Raw genomic sequence first — 17644 nt, 5'->3', positions numbered from 1 at the left:
CGGTGTGTCAGGCTGCATTTATATCGACTGACAGAATGCAATCGCGGGCAAGCCCGCTCCCACAGGGATTGCGGTGTACTCAATGTTCCTCCAGCTCGTCATGTAACAGCCCGAAAATCCTGCGCTTCATCTCGATAAACGAGCGCTCCATGACCATGTCCAGCGTCCGGGGTCGTTCGATCGGCACGTCCAGAATCTGCTTGATCCGTCCCGGCCGCGCACCCATCACGTAGACCCGATCCCCCAACAGAATCGCCTCGTCGATATCGTGGGTCACGAACAGCACGGTCTTCTTGCTGTTGCCCCAGACCCGCAACAGCAGCTGCTGCATTTGCAGACGCGTCTGGCTGTCGAGCGCGCCGAAGGGTTCGTCCATCAGCAGGATTTGCGGGTCATTCGCCAGTGCCCGGGCAATCGCCACACGCTGCATCATGCCGCCGGACAACTGCTTGGCGTAGTTGTCGGCGAACCCGGTGAGGCCCACTTCATTGACGTAGTAGTCGACGATTTCCTTGCGCTGTGCGGCGGCCATGCCGCGCCGCTTGAGGCCGAACTCGACGTTCTGCCTCACAGTCAGCCACGGAAAAAGCGTATAGCTCTGGAACACCATGCCGCGGTCCGCGCCCGGCCCTTGCACTTGCTGGCCGCCGACGTAGATTTCGCCTTCCGTGGGCTCATTCAGACCGGCCGTGAGGTACAGCAAACTCGACTTGCCGCAGCCCGACGGCCCGACCAGCACGGCGAATTGTTGATCCGGCACGTCGAACGACACCTGCTCGAGCGCTGTGAACATGCCGCCGTCAGGTTTCTGATAGCGCAGGCTGACCTTGTCCACTTGCAGCCGTGGCGCGGCCTGCACCGGGGCGGCCGTAGATGTGACGAAACGAGGGTTGACGGTGCTTACTGAGCCCATGCGGCGATCCTCAGACGGAGAAAACGGAACAGTTGATCGGTGGCCAGGCCCAGCAGGCCGATGATCGCGATGGCCAGGAAAATCACATCCACTTGAAAGCCGCGCATGGCTTTAAGGCTCAAGTAACCCAGGCCACTGGAAGCGGCGACCAGCTCGGCGACTACGAGGTAGGTCCAGGCCCAGCCCATGGTCACGCGCAAGGTGTCGAGCACACCCGGCAACGACGCCGGGGCGATGACATGCAGCACCGCATCGCGGCGTGTCGAACCCAAGGTGTAGGACGCGTTGATCAGGTCCTTGGAGATGCCTTTGGACACGTCCGCGATCATCACCAGTTGCTGGAAGAACACACCGAAGATGATCACCGACACCCGCTGCTCCAGACCGATGCCGATCCACAGAATGAACAACGGCACGAACGAGGTCACCGGCAGGTAGCGGATGAAATTGACCATCGGCTCAAGGAACGCCTGGACGATGCGAAAGCTGCCCATCAGCAACCCCAGCGGCACCGCCACCAACGACGAGATGATGAACCCGACCATCACCACTTCGAGACTGGCCCACACGTGCAAACCGAGGGTGCCGTCGCGGCTCAGGCGCACGGCGGCCTCGACCACCGCGCCCGGTGTCGGCAGGAACATGCCCGGCACCACGCCACCGTAAGACAACCCGGCCCACAGGCCGATCAACAACACCCAGGCCAGGCCGCTCGCGCTCCAGATCACCTGCACGGGCAGTCCGGTTTTGGGCGTGATGCAGCGGCTCAGCCATGAATTGCGCTTGAACATGCGGACCTCCTACAGTGGGCTGACGAAGCGGTTGTCGATCAGGTCGTCATTGCTGACGTTGTAGGGTTTGCCCTGCAATTCGCTGGCGGTTTCGTTGGCCAGTTTGATCAGCCGTTCGCTGTCGCCCGGTTTGCCCGGCGAGCCGAGGAGTTTTTCGCTCATGGCCTGATCGTAGAAGCGCACGCCTTGCGCGGCGGCAGCCAGTTCCTTCGGATCGGCGAGGTAACCGCCGACACCTTTGGCCATGATTTTGTAGGCCTCTTGCGGATGGTCCTTGGTGTACTGCACCGCTTTGTAGAGACCGGCGACCAACGCCTTGACGTCTTCCGGTTGCTTCTCGATAACCGTGCAGTTGAGCGCGACCACGTCGACAATCACTCCCGGCGTACTGCTGCTGTCGATCAGCACTTTGCCTTGCTGCTTGTTGCGAACCATCGACAGGTGCGGCTCCCAGGTCACGGCGGCCGGCACACGACCGGCGATGAACGCGGTGGCGGCATCGTCAGCCGTCATGTTCTGCACGGTGATGTCGCTCATGGTCATGCCGTGTTTTTTCAGCAGATAAGAGAGCCAGAACTGCGACGTCGACCCTTCGTTCACCGCCACCGCTTTACCTTTCAGCTCCTGCAGACTCTTGACGTCCTTGCCCACCAGCACGCCATCGCCACCATGGCTGTCATCGAGTGCGGCGACGGCTTTGAAGCAGAATTGCGGCCGGTACTTGAGCACTTCGTCGATGGTCGACGCCGAGCCCGACAACTCGCCCGAGGCCTGGGCGGCCATGTACATCGAGGCTTCTTCGACGACGGGCAATTCGACAGTCAGACCGTTTTCCTTGAAGTAGCCCAGATCCCGGGCCAGGTAGAGCGTGCCATATCCGACCCACGTGGTGTGGCCGATGGACAGGGTGCCGGCCTGGGCGCTGGTGGCGACCGTGGCGGCGATGGCGGTGACCGCCAGTGGATGAGCGACGCGGTTAAGCAAGGACTTGATCATGGAGCACTCCCAAAGCTGTTGATTTAGTTTTGTCATGGGCAGTACGGCCAGCGGCCTTGGAGAAGAGCTGCCACGGGTGGCCTCTGATGGACCTTTTTGTGGGCAGCGTTCGGCTGACTGGCGAAGTCGATGTTGGACCAGGGGCGGGATTAGGAAAATTAGGAAATATGTCGAGGCGAGCGATGAAAAAACTGGGTAGCGTGCGCCGTAAAAGGGCGGGGTTGCAGGGTGTGCACGGGGTGGGTGCAAAAGCCGAGAGGTGTGCTGGTTGGGCGAAAGCAATCGCGGGCAAGCCCGCTCCCACAGGTTATGTGTCGTGCCTGAATCTTGAGGTCGACACAAATCCCTGTGGGAGCGGGCTTGCCCGCGATTAAGGTCCGAAGGACCTTCTGGCAATGTCAGAGCCGGCCGTATTCCTGAGCTGTACGATCGACCGCTTTCAAGGTTTTGCCAACCAACTCATCAACCTCCTCCCGACTGGCAATCAACGCCGGAGCCATAATCATCCGCCCCAGCGTCGAGCGAATAATCACCCCTTCCTCAAACCCAATCGTGCGGCAACGCCAGGCGATGTCGTTCTCATTGGCAAAACGCTTGCGGCTGGTTCTGTCCTCCGCCAATTGCAACGCCGCCACCATGCCCACACCCTGAATATCGCCCACCAACGGGTGATTGCCGAACACCTCGCGCAAGCACTGTTGCAGGTACGGCCCGATGTCATCCTTAACCCGCGTCACCACACCTTCATCACGCAACGCCGTGAGGTTGGCGATGGCCACCGCCGCGGCCACCGGGTGCCCGGAATACGTCAGGCCGTGGGCAAATACGCCGCCCTGCTCCACCAATACCTGAGCCATTTTCTTCGACAGGATCAGCCCACCCATGGGGATGTAACCGGAGGTCAGCCCCTTGGCGATCGACAGTGTGTCCGGCTCGAATCCGAAGTGCTCGTGGGCGAACCATTCGCCGGTGCGACCGAAGCCGCCGATCACTTCGTCGGCGCACAGCAGCACATCGTACTTGCGGCAGATCCGCTGAATTTCCGGCCAGTAACTCTCTGGCGGGAAGATCATCCCGCCCGCGCCCTGGAACGGCTCGGCGATAAACCCGGCGACCTTGTCCGCGCCCAGTTCGAGAATCTTCGCTTCCAGTTGCTGCGCCGCCCGCAAACCGAATTCGGCCGGGGTCAGGTTGCCCTCGTGGGCGAAAAAGTACGGCTCATCGATGTGTTCGATGTCGGGGATCATGCCGCCCATTTCGTGCATGAACTTCATGCCACCGAGCGCCGTCGCCGCCAGGGTCGAGCCGTGGTAACCGTTCCAGCGACCGATCATGATTTTCTTCTCGGGCTTGTCGAGGATCGTCCAGTAACGCCGCACGGTGCGGATCAGCACCTCGTTGGCTTCGGAGCCGGAGTTGGTGTAGATCGCGTGGCTGTAGTGGCCCGGCAACAGGCTGAACAGCAGCTCCGAGAGCTCGATCACTTGCGGGTGAGTGGTGTGGAAAAACATGTTGTAGTACGGCAATTGCTCCAGCTGCCGGGTCGCTGCAGCGGCCAGGTCCTTGCGCCCGTAACCGAGGTTGGTGCACCACAGCCCGGACATGCCGTCGAGGTAACGCCGACCATCGTTGTCCCACAGGTGCAGGCGCTCGCCACGAACCATCACCCGGGGTCCTTCATCGTTAAGCGCTTTTTGATCGACGAATGCATGGATGTGGTGCGCAGCGTCGGCGGCCTGGTAGTCGCGGGTTTCACGTGGTGTGGTCATCGCCATTCTCCGTTTTGTTATGAGCGGCTGTTATGTGCGCAGCTGAAACCAAGTGGTCTTCAACTGGGTGTATTTATCGAATGAATGCAGCGACAGGTCGCGGCCGAAACCGGACTGCTTGCCACCGCCGAAAGGCACGGTCACGTCCAGTGCATCGACGCTGTTGACCGACACCGTGCCCGCTCGCAATTGTCGCGCCACCCGGTGGGCGCGATTGAGGTCGTCGGTCCACAGCGAGGCCGCCAATCCGTAGACGCTGTCGTTGGCCAGTTGCAAGGCGTAGGCCTCGTCGTCGAACGCTGTGACCGCCAGCACAGGCCCGAATACCTCATCGCGAAACAGCGGCATGTCCGGGCTTACGCCAGTAAAAATCGTCGGCTGAATGAAATTATCGGAACCGTTGAAAATCGACTGCCGACCACCACACACCTTGGTTGCGCCCAGTTGTTCGGCCTGCTGGATGAACTTCATGATGCGCGCGGTCTGGCGGCTGTCGACAATCGCCCCGGCGCTGCTCGACGGGTCCAGCGGATCCCCCGGTTGCCAGCGCTCGGCCTGCTCTTTGAGGCGCTCGACGAATTCATCATGGATCGAACGCTGCACCAGCAACCGTGAGTTGGCCGAGCACACTTCGCCCTGATTGAAAAAGATGCCGAACGCCGCTTTCTCGGCGGCCAGGTCCAGGTCCTGACAGTCGGCGAACACCAGATTGGCGCTCTTGCCGCCGCACTCCAGCCACACCTGTTTCAGGTTCGATTGCGCCGAATACTGCATGAAATATTTGCCGACTTCAGTTGAGCCGGTGAACACCAGACAATCGACGTCCGGGTGCAAACCAAGGGCTTTTCCGGTCTGCTCGCCGAGGCCCGGCAGCACGTTCAGCACGCCTGGCGGCAACCCGGCTTCCAGCGCCAGCTCGGCCAGACGCAACGCGGAGAAAGGTGATTGCTCGGCGGGCTTGAGGATCACCGAATTGCCGGCCGCCAACGCGGGTGCGAGTTTCCACGCGGCCATGTCCAACGGGAAATTCCACGGCACCACGGCCGCGACCACGCCCAGCGCTTCGCGGGTAATGGTCGCCAGCACGTTTTGCGCACTGGGAGCGATCTGGTCGTAGAGTTTGTCGAGGCTTTCGGCGTACCAGCGAAACACTCCGGCGGCGCCCGGCACGTCGATGTTGTAGGCGTCCATCACCGGTTTGCCCATGTTCAGCGAGTCGAGCAGCGCCAGCTCTTCGCGATGGGTCATGATCAGATCAGCCAGACGCAGCAGCACTTGCTTGCGCTCGCTCGGCGAACGCGCCGACCAAGTGCCGGCCTCGAACACTTGCCGTGCATTGCGTACCGCCGCGTCTACTTCTTCATCACCGCAAGCGGTCACGTTAGCCAGACGCTGGCCAGTGGCGGGGTTGATCGCTGTGAAGGTCTGCCCCGACTGCGCCGAACGGGGTTTGCCGTCGATCACGGCCAGATCGGGAAACCGCAGCGCGGCTGCTTTGTTTTGCCAATATGCAAGCTCGAACACGTTCAGATGCTCCATGGGCTTTTCTTGTGTTTTGGATGGTGGCCCAGGCCCGAGTCCAGTAAAAATAGTAAAAATGTCTTCGCAGACCATGAAAAAACTGGGCAGCCAATCTCCCCGGTTGTGCTGGATGTGGTTATTGTTCAAACACAACAACACCGTCGTCAGAACGGATGCAGTCGGCGCAAAAATTGCCTGGATGTCGAGTCCATCCACCCCGAGGTTTGCCGTGGCTGCCTACAACCTGCGTCAATTGAAGTACTTCATCACCACCGTCGAATGCGGCAGCGTCGCCGAGGCGTCGCGCAAGCTGTACATCGCACAACCAGCGATCTCCACGGCGATCAAAGGCCTGGAAGACAGCTTCGGCGTGCAACTGCTGATCCGTCATCACGCCCAAGGCGTGTCCCTGACGCCGAGCGGCGCGCGCTTTTATCGCAAGGCCCAGGAACTGCTGCGCATGGCCAAGGAGTTCGAACAGAACGCCCTGGCCGACAATGACGTGGTGGCCGGGCAAATCGATATCGGCTGCTTCGAAACGGTCGCGCCGCTGTACCTGCCGCAGTTGATTGCCGGGTTCTCGGCGCTGTACCCGGGGGTGAAAATCCGCATCCGCGACGGCGAGCAGCAAGAGCTGGTGCAAGGCCTGACGTCGGGCACTTTCGACCTGGCGATCCTCTATGAGCATGATCTCGATGCCACCATCGAAACCGAACCGCTGATGCCGGCGCAGCGTCCGTATGCGTTGCTGCCGGCGGATCATCGCTTCGCCCAGCTCAAGCAGGTGTCACTGCGCGATCTGTGTCTGGAGCCGATGATTCTGCTGGACGTGCAACCGAGCCGGACTTACTTCGTCAGCCTGTTCGAAGAACTGGGCCTGTCGCCAAACATTGCCTTCAGCTCACCGTCGATCGAGATGGTGCGGGGGATGGTTGGACAAGGGTTTGGCTTCTCGATTCTGGTCACGCGGCCGCATTCGGAATGCACCTACGATGGGAAGAAAGTGGTGTGTGTGGACATCATCGAAGACGTCACCGGATCCGGGTTGGTGGCGGCGTGGCTCAAGCGTGGGCAACTGACCAAGCCGGCGCAGTTGTTTGCTGATTATTGTCGGGAGCAACTCACCGCCAAGGCCCAGACAAAACCTTGATGCCGAGTGAGGTCTGCAAACCACAGCAGATCAACTGTGGGAGCTGGCTTGCCTGCGATGACTTCGGCACATAAAACATTGATGTTGCCTGACACTCCGCTATCGCAGGCAAGCCAGCTCCCACAGGGTTCTTCGTTGTTTTAGGAAGATCATTTTCGGGGTTTGATCCGCGCAGTCGCCTCAGCCACCAACGGATCATCCGGCCAGTAATGCTTTGGATACCGCCCTTTCAAATCCTTCTTCACCTCGGCATACGTGCTGCGCCAGAAGTTCGCCAGGTCCTGGGTCACCTGGACCGGCCGCCGCGCCGGTGACAGCAGATGCAACTTCACCACTTGCCGGCCCCCGGCGATACGCGGCGTTTCGGCCAGGCCGAACAGCTCCTGCAAACGTACCGCCAGAATCGGCGGCTGTTCACTGTAATCCAGACGAATCGAGGAACCCGACGGCACGTTCAGATGATGCGGCGCCAGTTCATCCAGCCGCTGCGGCAGCGGCCATGGCAGCAGGTTGTGAACGATGCTCGACAGGTCCAGATTGGCAAAATGACTCAGCCGCGAGACTTTACCCAGATACGGCATCAACCAGTGCTCGAGGCTTTTTAGCAACGCGGCGTCGCTGACATCCGGCCACTCACTTTCGCCCTTGCTGCCAAGGTCCAACTGACGCAACAACGCCACCCGCGCCTGCCACTGACGTAGCTCCGGAGTCCACGGCAACAGCTCCAGCCCCTTGCGGCGTACCAGATTGACCAGTGCCTGACTGCGAGCGGTTTCATCAAGTCCGGTCAGCGGTTCACGGCTGAGGATCAATTCACCAACCTTGCGCTGCCGCTCGGCGCGCAACACGCCTTCGCGCTCGTCCCAATCCAGTTGATCGACCACGCGAACCTGCTCGGCCAGCACCGAGTCGAACAACGCCGGATCGAAATCCGTCGCCAGGTAAATCCGTTCCTCACGCTGGCCCTGACGGCTGCCCAGATCCGCAATCACCAACCACGGTTGCTTCATCAAACTGTCCGCTTCAGCGAACAACGCCGCACGGCCGTTGGCCAGGCGATATTCAGCGCCACCCGCCCGACGTTGCTGGGCGACGCGGTCGGGATAGGCCAACGCCAACAAGGCGCCGAGCCAGCGCGGATGATCGGGATCGCTGACCGGCTCCGACGCTTTGCCGCGCAGGTAACCGCGATACTGCCGCGCCAGTTGCCGGGCGCGCTGCACGCCACCCTGAGCACCACGAGCGGCGCGTTCTTCGCCGGACAACAACACCAATCGGCTGTGCAGATCCGCTCCGGCGCCACGCAAAATATCCCGCTCGCCAAGCAATGCCGCGACATCGCAAGCCATGTCGGCCAAACCGAGCGCCTGCCCGCGCAACAACAAATGCGCGATGCGCGGATGCGCCGGCAATTCGGCCATGGCCTGGCCGTGACGGGTCAGTGCTTCGCCGTCCAATGCGCCCAAGCGATCAAGCAAGTCCTGAGCCTGTGCATAAGCGGCGGCGGGCGGCACGTCGAGCCACACCAATTGCGTCGGTGTCACGCCCCAGCGCCCAAGCTGCAAGGCCAGACCGGCGAGGTCAGCCGAGAGAATTTCCGCGCTGGCATAGGCCGCCAGTTGCTCGTGCTGATCCTGTGACCACAACCGATAACACACGCCAGGCTCCAGACGCCCGGCCCGACCCGCGCGTTGAGTGGCACTGGCTTTGGAAATTCGCTGGGTGTCGAGCCGGGTCATGCCGCTGCCGGGATCGAAACGCGGCACCCGCGCCAGCCCGGCATCGATCACCACGCGCACGCCGTTGATGGTCAGGCTGGTCTCGGCGATGTTGGTCGCCAGCACCACTTTGCGTTTGCCCGCCGGGGCCGGATCGATGGCGGCGCGTTGGGCAGACAGGTCCAGTTCACCGTGCAACGGGCAAAGCAAAACCTGTGTGCTCTCGCCCAGTGCATCCGCCAACTGCTGATGAACACGCCGGATTTCCGCCTGCCCCGGCAGGAACACCAGCACGCTGCCAGTCTCATCATTCAACGCTTCAAGAATCGTCTGCACCAGACGTGGCTCAATGAACTCACCGGGCTGGAACGGCCGCCCCCAGCGCATTGCCACCGGGTACATGCGGCCTTCACTGCGCAGGATCGGCGCGTCATCCAGCAAACCGGCCAGGCGTTCGCCTTCCAGCGTGGCCGACATCAACAGGATTTTCAGCGGTTGATCGTCGCGAAACAGCTCGCGGCCATTCAGGCTCAGGGCCAATGCCAAATCCGCGTCGAGGCTGCGCTCGTGGAATTCGTCGAAGATCAGCAGGCCAACGCCTTCAAGTGCAGGGTCATCCTGCAAGCGGCGAGTGAGAATGCCTTCGGTGACCACTTCGATACGGGTCTTGGGGCCGACTTTGCTGTCGAGACGAATGCGATAGCCGACAGTCTCACCGACCTTCTCCCCCAGCTCACTGGCCAGCCGCTCCGCCGCCGCCCGCGCCGCCAAACGGCGCGGTTCAAGCATCAGAATGGTCTGCCCGGCCAGCCACGGCTCGTTGAGCAAGGCCAGCGGAACACGGGTGGTTTTACCGGCACCGGGCGGTGCTTCGAGCACGGCTTCGTGGCGTGTCGCCAAGGCTTCACGCAGGGCGGGTAAAACTTCATCAATCGGCAAAGAAATCATGCTGGCTCCCAAACAGAGGGGCGAGTATAACGGCGAACTGCTCGGCGTTCGTCGCGGTCCTAATTCATATAGACGACGCTTCGTTTACCAGATGACCCAGGAGATTTCCTATGCGTATTCCCTTTCGCCTGATTGGCGGTGTTTTGGTCGCCACCCTGCTCACCCAGGTAACCGCTTGCGGATCGATTTTCTACCCCGATCGCCGTGGGCAGATTGACGGCAAGATTGACCCGGCCATTGCGGCGCTGGATGCCGTGGGTCTGCTGTTCTACATCATCCCCGGCCTGATCGCTTTTGCGGTCGACTTCGCCACTGGCGCGATTTACTTCGAGCCTGGCCACACGGCCCAGGTGGCCCCGGAAAAACTCAAGGAAGCGATCGGCGCCGACGGCAAGGTCGATAACCACAAGTTGCAGACCATTCTCGAAACTGAACTGGGCCGCAGCTTCCCGCTGGACGACCCGCGTCTGATCCAGCACAAGGGCAGCGCCCAGCAACTGGCCATGTTCGGCCTGCAACCCGCCGCGTAACCCGTGCACTTGAAGGAATAGCCGCACCTATGATTTCCAGCTCCGAACACGCCCGCCTGCTGCGGCTGGCGACCCGGGCCTCGGTGGCGGTGGCGTGTACGCTGATCGTCGCCAAAGCCATCGCCTGGTGGTTGAGCGGTTCGGTGAGCATGCTTGCCGGGCTGACCGACTCGGTGCTCGACGGCGTCACCTCCTTGCTCAACTTGCTGGCGGTGCATTACGCCTTGCGCCCGGCCGATGACGATCACCGTTACGGGCATGGCAAGGCCGAGTCCCTGGCGGGCATGGCTCAAGCGCTGTTCATTGGTGGCAGTGCGGTGCTGATTGCCTTGCAGGCGATCGAGCGGCTGAAACATCCGGAACCGGTGGGAGCGCCGTGGATCAGCATCGGGGTGATTGTGTTCTCGCTGGCGCTGACCCTGGCGTTGCTGATGTTGCAACATCGGGTGGTCAAGGCCACCGGCTCGAATGCGGTGCGCGCCGACTCTCTGCACTACCGCTCGGACATGCTGCTCAATGGCAGCATTCTGGTGGCGCTGGTGTTGGCCGGGTTTGGTTGGCATCAGGTCGACCCCTGGTTCGGCCTAGGCATCGCTGCGTACATTTTCTGGAGCGCGATTCAGATCGCCCGGGAAAGTTTTACGGTGCTGATGGATGAAGAGCTGCCGCCGGACGTGAGCAAGCACATGCTCGAACTCGCCTGCGGCGTACCGGGGGTTTTGGGGGCGCATGACCTGCGCACGCGGATTTCCGGCAGCCAGTGGTTCGTGCAGTTGCATCTGGAATTGCCGGGGGACCTGACCCTTTCAGTCGCTCACGGCATCAGCGATCAAGCCGCCGATGCGATTCACGCCGCTTACCCGCGAGCCGAAGTGCTGGTGCACGCCGACCCGCAGGAAGTGGTGTTGGCGGCAAGGGCTCAGAAAGAAACCTGATAACCGCGACTGCTCAGGCAATTGCCTTGGGCCTGTCGGTAAGCTTGCACCACCGAGGGGTCTGGCTGGTAGGTGGCCGTCCGAGGATTGAAGCCACTCTGCTGCACCGCATATTGATAGCACTCGTAACCGTCCTGGTTGACCTGTTCCGGCGACTGGCCGTTGGCCGGATAGGCCTCCACGTCGTAACTGTTGCTGACCGGCTGCGCTTGCACCGGCGGCTCGACCACCACGTAATCCTGCGTGTTTTCCTGATAGGCGTAATACGAGCCGGCCGCCAGGAACAGCAACGCCCCGCCGATCCAAACCTCACGCGCGTAGTCAGGCAAGTAGCTGACCCGAATCCCGCGAGGCGGTTGAACCACCACATACCGCGGGCCTTGCGGGCGGTACCAGTAGCCGCCGGAATAGAAATAATCCCGACCACCATAAGGCACGCGGTAGTCACGGTCCGGGAAGCGGTCGATCACATGACCCGGGCGATACTGCGGGCCGGGGCCCCAGCCATTACCGTGCCCGTCCGGGCGACCGGCCCAACGGCGATCATCGGGACGTGGACCGTTGTTCTGCCAGTGCTGGTTGTAATCGTTGCGTCGCGGAACGTCCTGATAATAGCCACGTTGCGGCTGCTGGGTCTGGCGCACGGTGTCGGGGCGACCCTGGATCGGCAGGTCATTGGCCGGTAGCTGCGGCGGTGGCGGCGGTGAGCGAACAGGGTTGTTGTAGTTCGGCTGCTGACGGTTCTGCCACTGGCCGTTGTTCTGATTCTGGTTGTTCTGATTCTGGCCGTTGTGCTCGAACTGGCGGCTGTTGTCGCCACGAATGATGTCGTTGTTCTGCGGGCGCGGCTGATTATTGCTGCCATGCCCCTGATTGTTGCCCTGATGGCCGTCCGATCCACGCTGCCCGTCTTCGGGGCCACGGTTTTGCTGATCATCAGCCAGCGATTGCGCAGTGACACTGACACACAGCAAACCAACACCGGCCAAACGCCAGATGCGCGACTTCATGCTTTTCCTCACTGCGGGTTAGGGCCTGTACGTAAGACTGGGAAAGTACAGGGCGGTTCTGCAACAGGTTATCAGTCGCGCAACTTATTTATTGAGGGCTAAATTGCGGGCAAAAGAAAAGGGAGACCCGTCGGCCTCCCTTTGAGAACTTCGTCCGTGCTCGACGCTTATGACGTCGGCTCACCTCACGCCGTCTTCTGGACAGTGTGTAGCTCGGGGGCCGGCACATCCCCGGTGAGGGTGGCGGCCGCCGCTGGCCTGATTCGGCGAGCGGCTGTGGACTGTTTGTCCGAGCAGTGATTCTGGTGATAAGAATAGGCCGCAGGCGCCGGCAGAGGATTGCGAAGATTGCTCAATTAAACATCACTTGCGCAATTTTTAACCCTGGATAGATAATCTACCGCAATAGTTATGACAAAGGCCTGATTGATGAGCAAACTCGACCGATACGACTTGAGCATTTTGGCGGAATTGCAGCGTGACGCGCGCATCTCCAACCAGGAGCTGGCCGAACGCATCGGCCTGTCGCCTTCGCCTTGCTCACGCCGGGTCAAGCAACTGGAAGACGACGGCTACATCACCCGCCAGGTGGCGCTGCTGGACCGCAAGATGCTCGGCTTGAGCCTCACGGCTTACGTGCTGATCGGCATGGACCGACATACGCCGGAGCGTTTCGAGAATTTTGAAGCCGCGATTAGAACGTTGCCGCAGGTGCTGGAATGCAGTTTGGTCACGGGGATGGATGCGGATTATCAGCTGAAAGTCGTCGTGCCGGACATGGATCACTATCAGAAATTGCTGCTGGGGCATTTGACCCGGATTGAAGGGGTGACCAGCGTTCGTTCGAGTTTTGTGTTGAATCAGGTTTTGAACAGTACTGAGTTACCGCTGACTCATCTGCGTAGCTGAGGACGCCTTCGCGGGCAAGCCTCGCTCCTACAGAGATCTCACACGCACTAAAGATCCCTGTAGGAGCGAGGCTTGCCCGCGAAGGGGCCGGCACAGGCGATGAATAGCTGCGACACACTGCCGCAGGTCAATCCTCCAGCACTCCCCCATGCCGTATACTCCAGCGCCTTTTAGCCCCGCCCGCGCTGGAGATATTCAATGGATCCTGCAGTATTCGAAGAGTGGATGATGACTGGACTGGTCAGCATCCTGATCATTTTCATGGGTTTCATTGTCTGGGATCTGGCGAAGAAATCCAAAGCCGGACGCTTTGGCTCGGTCATCCTGTTCTCCGTACTGGGTCTGGGCGTGGCCGCGTTCGTGATCAAAAGTGTGGTGATCGGCCTGATCGAATCCGGCGCGTTATAAGCGCGCCGGCACTTCCTTCCACTGGCCCTGATCGAGCCCTTCGATCGTCCAGTCGCCGATCCTGACCCGTACCAGACGCAACGTCGGCAAGCCGACCGCCGCCGTCATGCGCCGCACCTGACGGTTGCGACCCTCGCGAATCACCAATTCCAGCCAACGGGTCGGCACGCTTTTGCGAAAGCGCACAGGCGGATTGCGTGGCCACAGCTCGGGTTCTTCAAGCTGCCGCGCCTCGGCGGGCAAGGTCATGCCGTCATTGAGCTCGACGCCGTCACGCAAACGCTGCAACTGCTCAGCGCTCGGCTCGCCCTCCACTTGCACCCAATAGGTCTTCGCCAGTTTGTGTTTCGGGTCGGCGATTCGCGCTTGGAGCTGGCCATCGTTGGTCAGCAGCAGCAAGCCTTCGCTGTCCCGGTCCAGCCGGCCCGCCGGGTAAATCCCCGGAATCTCGATGTAATCCTTGAGCGTCGCCCGCCCTTCTCCGTCACTGAACTGCGTCAGCACATCGAATGGTTTGTTGAACAGAATCAGCTTCGGCTCGGCCGGTGGCGCTTTGGCAACACGGCGCGGGGCTGAGGAGGATGGCGCAGGTTTCGCGCCAGGGCGGCGGGAAACGGGACGTTGGGGACGAGACATGGGAGAAGGAACATCTAACGGTCAGGGCTGCTAATGCTAGTGCCCCGACCGCCAAATGACCATGACAAACCGTTACCGGAACGGCGGCTCGTCGAAGCTGCGCAGTTTGCGCGAGTGCAGCGAGTTGAGTTCGGTGCGCAACAGATCCACCGCCTCGATACCGATCTTCAAGTGCTGGCTGACCGCACGCTCATAGAAAGCGTTGGCAGAACCCGGCAACTTGATTTCGCTGTGCAGCGGTTTGTCCGACACACAGAGCAACGTGCCGTACGGCACCCGCAAGCGATAGCCTTGGGCCGCAATAGTGCCGCTTTCCATGTCCACCGCCACGGCGCGGGACAAGTTGATCAGCGGACGTTCCTGAGCCCAGCGCAATTCCCAGTTACGGTCGTCGTAGGTCAGTACGGTGCCGGTGCGCAGGCGCTTTTTCAGCTCGTCACCCTTCTCACCGGTGATGTTGGCTGCCGCTTGCTGCAAGGCCATCTGCACTTCGGCGAGGGCCGGAATCGGAATGTTCGGCGGTACCACGCGATCGAGAATCCCGTCACGGCGCATGTAGGCGTGAGCCAATACGTAGTCGCCAATGGTCTGCGACTGACGCAAACCACCGCAGTGGCCGATCATCAGCCAGCAATGTGGACGTAGCACCGCCAAATGGTCGGTGATGTTCTTGGCGTTGGACGGACCGACGCCGATATTCACCAGGGTCACGCCATGGCCATCGGTGGCGATCAGGTGATAGGCCGGCATTTGATAGCGGTGCCAAACCACACCGGCAGCAATCGCCGAGGCTTCACCGTGGTCCATGCTCTTTTCGATGATTACGTTGCCCGGCAAGACCATGCGCACGAAACGCGGATCGCTGCGCAGCTGTTCCAGGCCATGGACGATGAACTGGTCGACGTAGCGGTGGTAGTTGGTCAGCAGAATCCACGGCTGCACATGACGCCAGTCGCTGCCGGTGTAATGCACCAGACGGCGCAGCGAGAAATCCACCCGCGCGGCATCGAACAGGGCCAGTGGCAGCGGATCGGTGTTTTCCCAATCGTATAAACCATCGGCGATGCCGTCGGTCGCGGCCGACAGGTCGGTACTCGGGAACACCCGCGCCAGCACGGCAGCGGTGACGCCGGAGCCGGCCAGCTCATCGCCCTGCTCGACCACGTATGGATAAGGAATGTTTTGCTGGCTGATGCCGACTTCCACGGTCACGGTGAAGTCGTGCATCAACGGCACGAGTTGTTCCAGCAGGTATTTACGGAAGGCCGCCGGATGGGTGACGGTGACGCTGTAGGTTCCGGGGAGCTGAACCTTGGCATAGGCGCGCGTGGTCTGTGGGACTTCGCCCTGGCAGTGGTAGGTCAGACGCAGTTCGGGATAACGAAACATCGCACGCTGTTCAGCGTCCGGTTCAACTCGATCCTTGAGATAACGCTTGAGCGCCTGGTTCAGCGCGGTGGTTGCACGGTTGTGCAAGAGCGCAAGCCGATCCACGGCTTGCTCGGCGGTTTGAACGACAATAAAAGCTTCGGTCACGATCAGCATCCTGTGTTCTGACTTGCAGAGCTTCATCTTGCCTGCATCATCGCTTCACGGGAACAGCGGTTACTACACAAATACCAAGTCCAGCGCAGATCCAATGTGGGAGCGAGCCTGCTCGCGATAGCGGTGGTTCAAACACATTAATGTTGAATGTCCCGCCGCATTCGCGAGCAGGCTCGCTCCTACAGTGGATCTGTGTCGCTCTTGCAATCGTGCTCAGAATCCTTGCGGGGTCGAGCGGGCGACGATCGCTTCCACATCCAACCCTCGCGGCAGAGCGCCATACACTCGGCCGGCCGAACCGAGGCGACTGGCGATGAACGCATCGCTGACCGCCGAGTTCCCGGCCTCCAGCAGCAGCCTGGCCTGAAGCCCCAGCGCAATATCTTCGGTGAGCTGCCGCGCGCGGTACTGAATATCGCTGGTGTCCTTGAACGCCGACTGCAATTGGCTGATGTGCGCGGCCAGACGTTTATCGCCGTGACCATCGCCCAACTCGCTGAACAACACATCGAGCACACCCGGCTCCTTCGACAGCGCCCGCAGCACGTCCAGGCATTGCACGTTGCCGGAACCTTCCCACGTCGAATTGACCGGCGCCTCACGGTACAGACGCGGCAGGATACTTTCTTCGACATAACCGGCTCCGCCCATGCACTCGGCGGCTTCGTTGATCATTGCCGGTGCGCGTTTGCAGATCCAATACTTGCCCACCGCCGTCACCAGGCGGGCGAATTTCGCTTCATGGCTGTCATCCAGATGATCCAGCGCCTTGCCCATGCGCAGGCTCAAGGCCAGGGCCGCTTCGCTTTCCAGCGCCAGGTCGGCCAGTACGTTCTGCATCAACGGCTGTTCGCTGAGCAATTTGCCGCCAACCATCCGGTGGGCGCAGTGATGGCTGGCCTGGGTCAGCGCCTGACGCATCAAGGCGCTTGAACCGACCATGCAATCGAAGCGAGTCATGGCGACCATTTCAATGATGGTCGGAACGCCGCGCCCTTCTTCGCCGACCATCCACGCCAGCGCACCGCGGAACTCCACCTCGCTGGAGGCATTGGAGCAATTGCCGAGCTTGTTCTTCAGGCGCTGGATGTAGAACTGATTGCGCGTGTCGTCCGGGCGATGGCGCGGCAACAGGAAACAGGTCAAACCCTTGTCGGTCTGCGCCAACGTCAGGAAGGCATCGCACATCGGCGCGGAACAGAACCACTTGTGACCCACCAACTCATAGGCTTGACCCGGGCCACTGGCGCCAACCGGATACGCCTTGGTGGTGTTGGCCCGCACGTCGGTGCCGCCCTGTTTCTCGGTCATCGCCATGCCGATGGTGACACCGGCCTTGTGGGCCATGCCGACATTGCGCGGGTCGTATTCGGTCGAGAGGATTTTCGGCAACCACTGCCGGGCCAGATCCGGTTGTAGGCGCATCGCCGGGACGCTGGCAAAGGTCATGGTCAGCGGGCAGCCACTGCCGGCTTCGGCCTGGCTGTGCAGATACGTCATGGACGCGCGAGCCACATGAGCGCCGGGTTGCGGATCCGCCCAGGGCAACGAGGTCAGACCGTGCTCGACCGCCGTGCGCATCAACTCGTGATACGCCGGGTGAAACTCCACCAGGTCGATGCGATGGCCGTAACGGTCATGGCTGACGAACACCGGTTTGTTCTGATTGGCCAGAAACCCTGCTTCCATCAGCGGCCCGCCGGCCAATGCGCCATACGCGTCGATCCGCGACTCGGCCCAACCGGCACCAAAACGCCGCGACCACTCCTGCAAGGGCAGGTCAATGCGATAGAGGTTGGTGCCGTCCAGCGACGGTGGCTGGTTGGTGACTTCGTGGGTTTCGGCGAACTGATGCAGGTTCATGA

General features: G+C 61.1%; 15 protein-coding genes. 5 read left to right on the top strand and 10 right to left on the bottom strand.

The window, feature by feature from the left end; all coding sequences use genetic code 11:
• Positions 1–79 precede the first annotated feature (79 nt).
• The 5 genes from ACYZT6_RS00340 to ACYZT6_RS00320 form a co-directional block, all read right to left on the bottom strand.
• A complete protein-coding gene (locus ACYZT6_RS00340; RefSeq protein ID WP_462025273.1) occupies positions 80–913 on the bottom strand; it encodes an ABC transporter ATP-binding protein in 834 nt (277 codons plus the stop codon).
• Positions 901–1704, bottom strand: a complete 804-nt coding sequence (locus ACYZT6_RS00335; protein WP_462025272.1) for an ABC transporter permease — start codon at positions 1702–1704, stop codon at positions 901–903. Before ACYZT6_RS00335 ends, ACYZT6_RS00340 begins: the two co-directional genes overlap by 13 nt.
• Before the next feature lie 9 nt (positions 1705–1713).
• A complete protein-coding gene (locus ACYZT6_RS00330; RefSeq protein ID WP_462025271.1) occupies positions 1714–2700 on the bottom strand; it encodes an ABC transporter substrate-binding protein in 987 nt (328 codons plus the stop codon).
• A gap of 398 nt (positions 2701–3098) precedes the next feature.
• A complete protein-coding gene (locus ACYZT6_RS00325; protein ID WP_462025270.1) occupies positions 3099–4469 on the bottom strand; it encodes an aspartate aminotransferase family protein in 1371 nt (456 codons plus the stop codon).
• Between the two features lie 30 nt (positions 4470–4499).
• Positions 4500–5993 (bottom strand): aldehyde dehydrogenase, encoded by a 1494-nt coding sequence (locus ACYZT6_RS00320; protein ID WP_462029888.1) that lies wholly within the window; start codon positions 5991–5993, stop codon positions 4500–4502.
• Positions 5994–6219: 226 nt separating this feature from the next.
• On the opposite strand from ACYZT6_RS00320, the gene ACYZT6_RS00315 reads away from it, so the two are divergent.
• Complete coding sequence (locus tag ACYZT6_RS00315; RefSeq protein ID WP_462029887.1) at positions 6220–7140, top strand: LysR substrate-binding domain-containing protein; 921 nt, start codon at positions 6220–6222, stop codon at positions 7138–7140.
• Positions 7141–7289: 149 nt separating this feature from the next.
• Here ACYZT6_RS00315 and hrpB read toward each other — a convergent pair whose 3' ends face one another.
• The gene (hrpB, locus tag ACYZT6_RS00310; RefSeq protein ID WP_462025269.1) at positions 7290–9806 is read right to left on the bottom strand and encodes an ATP-dependent helicase HrpB; all 2517 of its coding nucleotides are present in this window, start codon (positions 9804–9806) and stop codon (positions 7290–7292) included.
• A gap of 110 nt (positions 9807–9916) precedes the next feature.
• Here hrpB and ACYZT6_RS00305 point away from each other — a divergent pair, with 110 nt between their 5' ends.
• Positions 9917–10336, top strand: coding sequence for a polyribonucleotide nucleotidyltransferase (locus ACYZT6_RS00305; protein ID WP_462025268.1), 420 nt, complete (start codon positions 9917–9919; stop codon positions 10334–10336).
• 29 nt (positions 10337–10365) lie between these two features.
• The gene (locus ACYZT6_RS00300) at positions 10366–11271 is read left to right on the top strand and encodes a cation diffusion facilitator family transporter (RefSeq protein WP_462025267.1); all 906 of its coding nucleotides are present in this window, start codon (positions 10366–10368) and stop codon (positions 11269–11271) included.
• Here ACYZT6_RS00300 and ACYZT6_RS00295 read toward each other — a convergent pair.
• Complete coding sequence (locus ACYZT6_RS00295) at positions 11256–12281, bottom strand: DUF6515 family protein (protein ID WP_462025266.1); 1026 nt, start codon at positions 12279–12281, stop codon at positions 11256–11258. The two genes, ACYZT6_RS00300 and ACYZT6_RS00295, sit on opposite strands and share 16 nt — an antisense overlap.
• Before the next feature lie 429 nt (positions 12282–12710).
• Here ACYZT6_RS00295 and ACYZT6_RS00290 point away from each other — a divergent pair, with 429 nt between their 5' ends.
• Positions 12711–13190 carry an Lrp/AsnC family transcriptional regulator gene (locus tag ACYZT6_RS00290; protein ID WP_007894448.1) on the top strand — a complete coding sequence of 160 codons (480 nt, stop codon included), beginning with the start codon at positions 12711–12713 and terminating at the stop codon, positions 13188–13190.
• A gap of 198 nt (positions 13191–13388) precedes the next feature.
• Positions 13389–13598 (top strand): DUF2788 domain-containing protein, encoded by a 210-nt coding sequence (locus ACYZT6_RS00285; RefSeq protein ID WP_109635094.1) that lies wholly within the window; start codon positions 13389–13391, stop codon positions 13596–13598.
• Here ACYZT6_RS00285 and ACYZT6_RS00280 read toward each other — a convergent pair.
• The 3 genes from ACYZT6_RS00280 to ACYZT6_RS00270 all read right to left on the bottom strand — a co-directional run bounded on the left by ACYZT6_RS00280 (position 13593) and on the right by ACYZT6_RS00270 (position 17642).
• Positions 13593–14234: a pseudouridine synthase gene (locus tag ACYZT6_RS00280; protein ID WP_462025265.1), complete on the bottom strand. Its 642-nt coding sequence runs from the start codon at positions 14232–14234 to the stop codon at positions 13593–13595. The genes ACYZT6_RS00285 and ACYZT6_RS00280 overlap by 6 nt on opposite strands.
• Positions 14235–14306: 72 nt before the next feature.
• On the bottom strand, positions 14307–15806 hold the full coding sequence (amn, locus tag ACYZT6_RS00275) for an AMP nucleosidase (RefSeq protein ID WP_461955841.1): 1500 nt from the start codon (positions 15804–15806) through the stop codon (positions 14307–14309).
• 186 nt (positions 15807–15992) lie between these two features.
• Entirely contained in the window at positions 15993–17642 is a 1650-nt protein-coding gene (locus tag ACYZT6_RS00270) for an acyl-CoA dehydrogenase family protein (protein WP_462025264.1), read from the bottom strand.
• Positions 17643–17644: the final 2 nt, after the last annotated feature.

Source organism: Pseudomonas sp. RT6P73, from assembly GCF_054897715.1.
The sequence above is the reverse complement of the archived record's forward strand: the minus strand, read 5'-3'. Positions and strand labels throughout refer to the sequence as shown.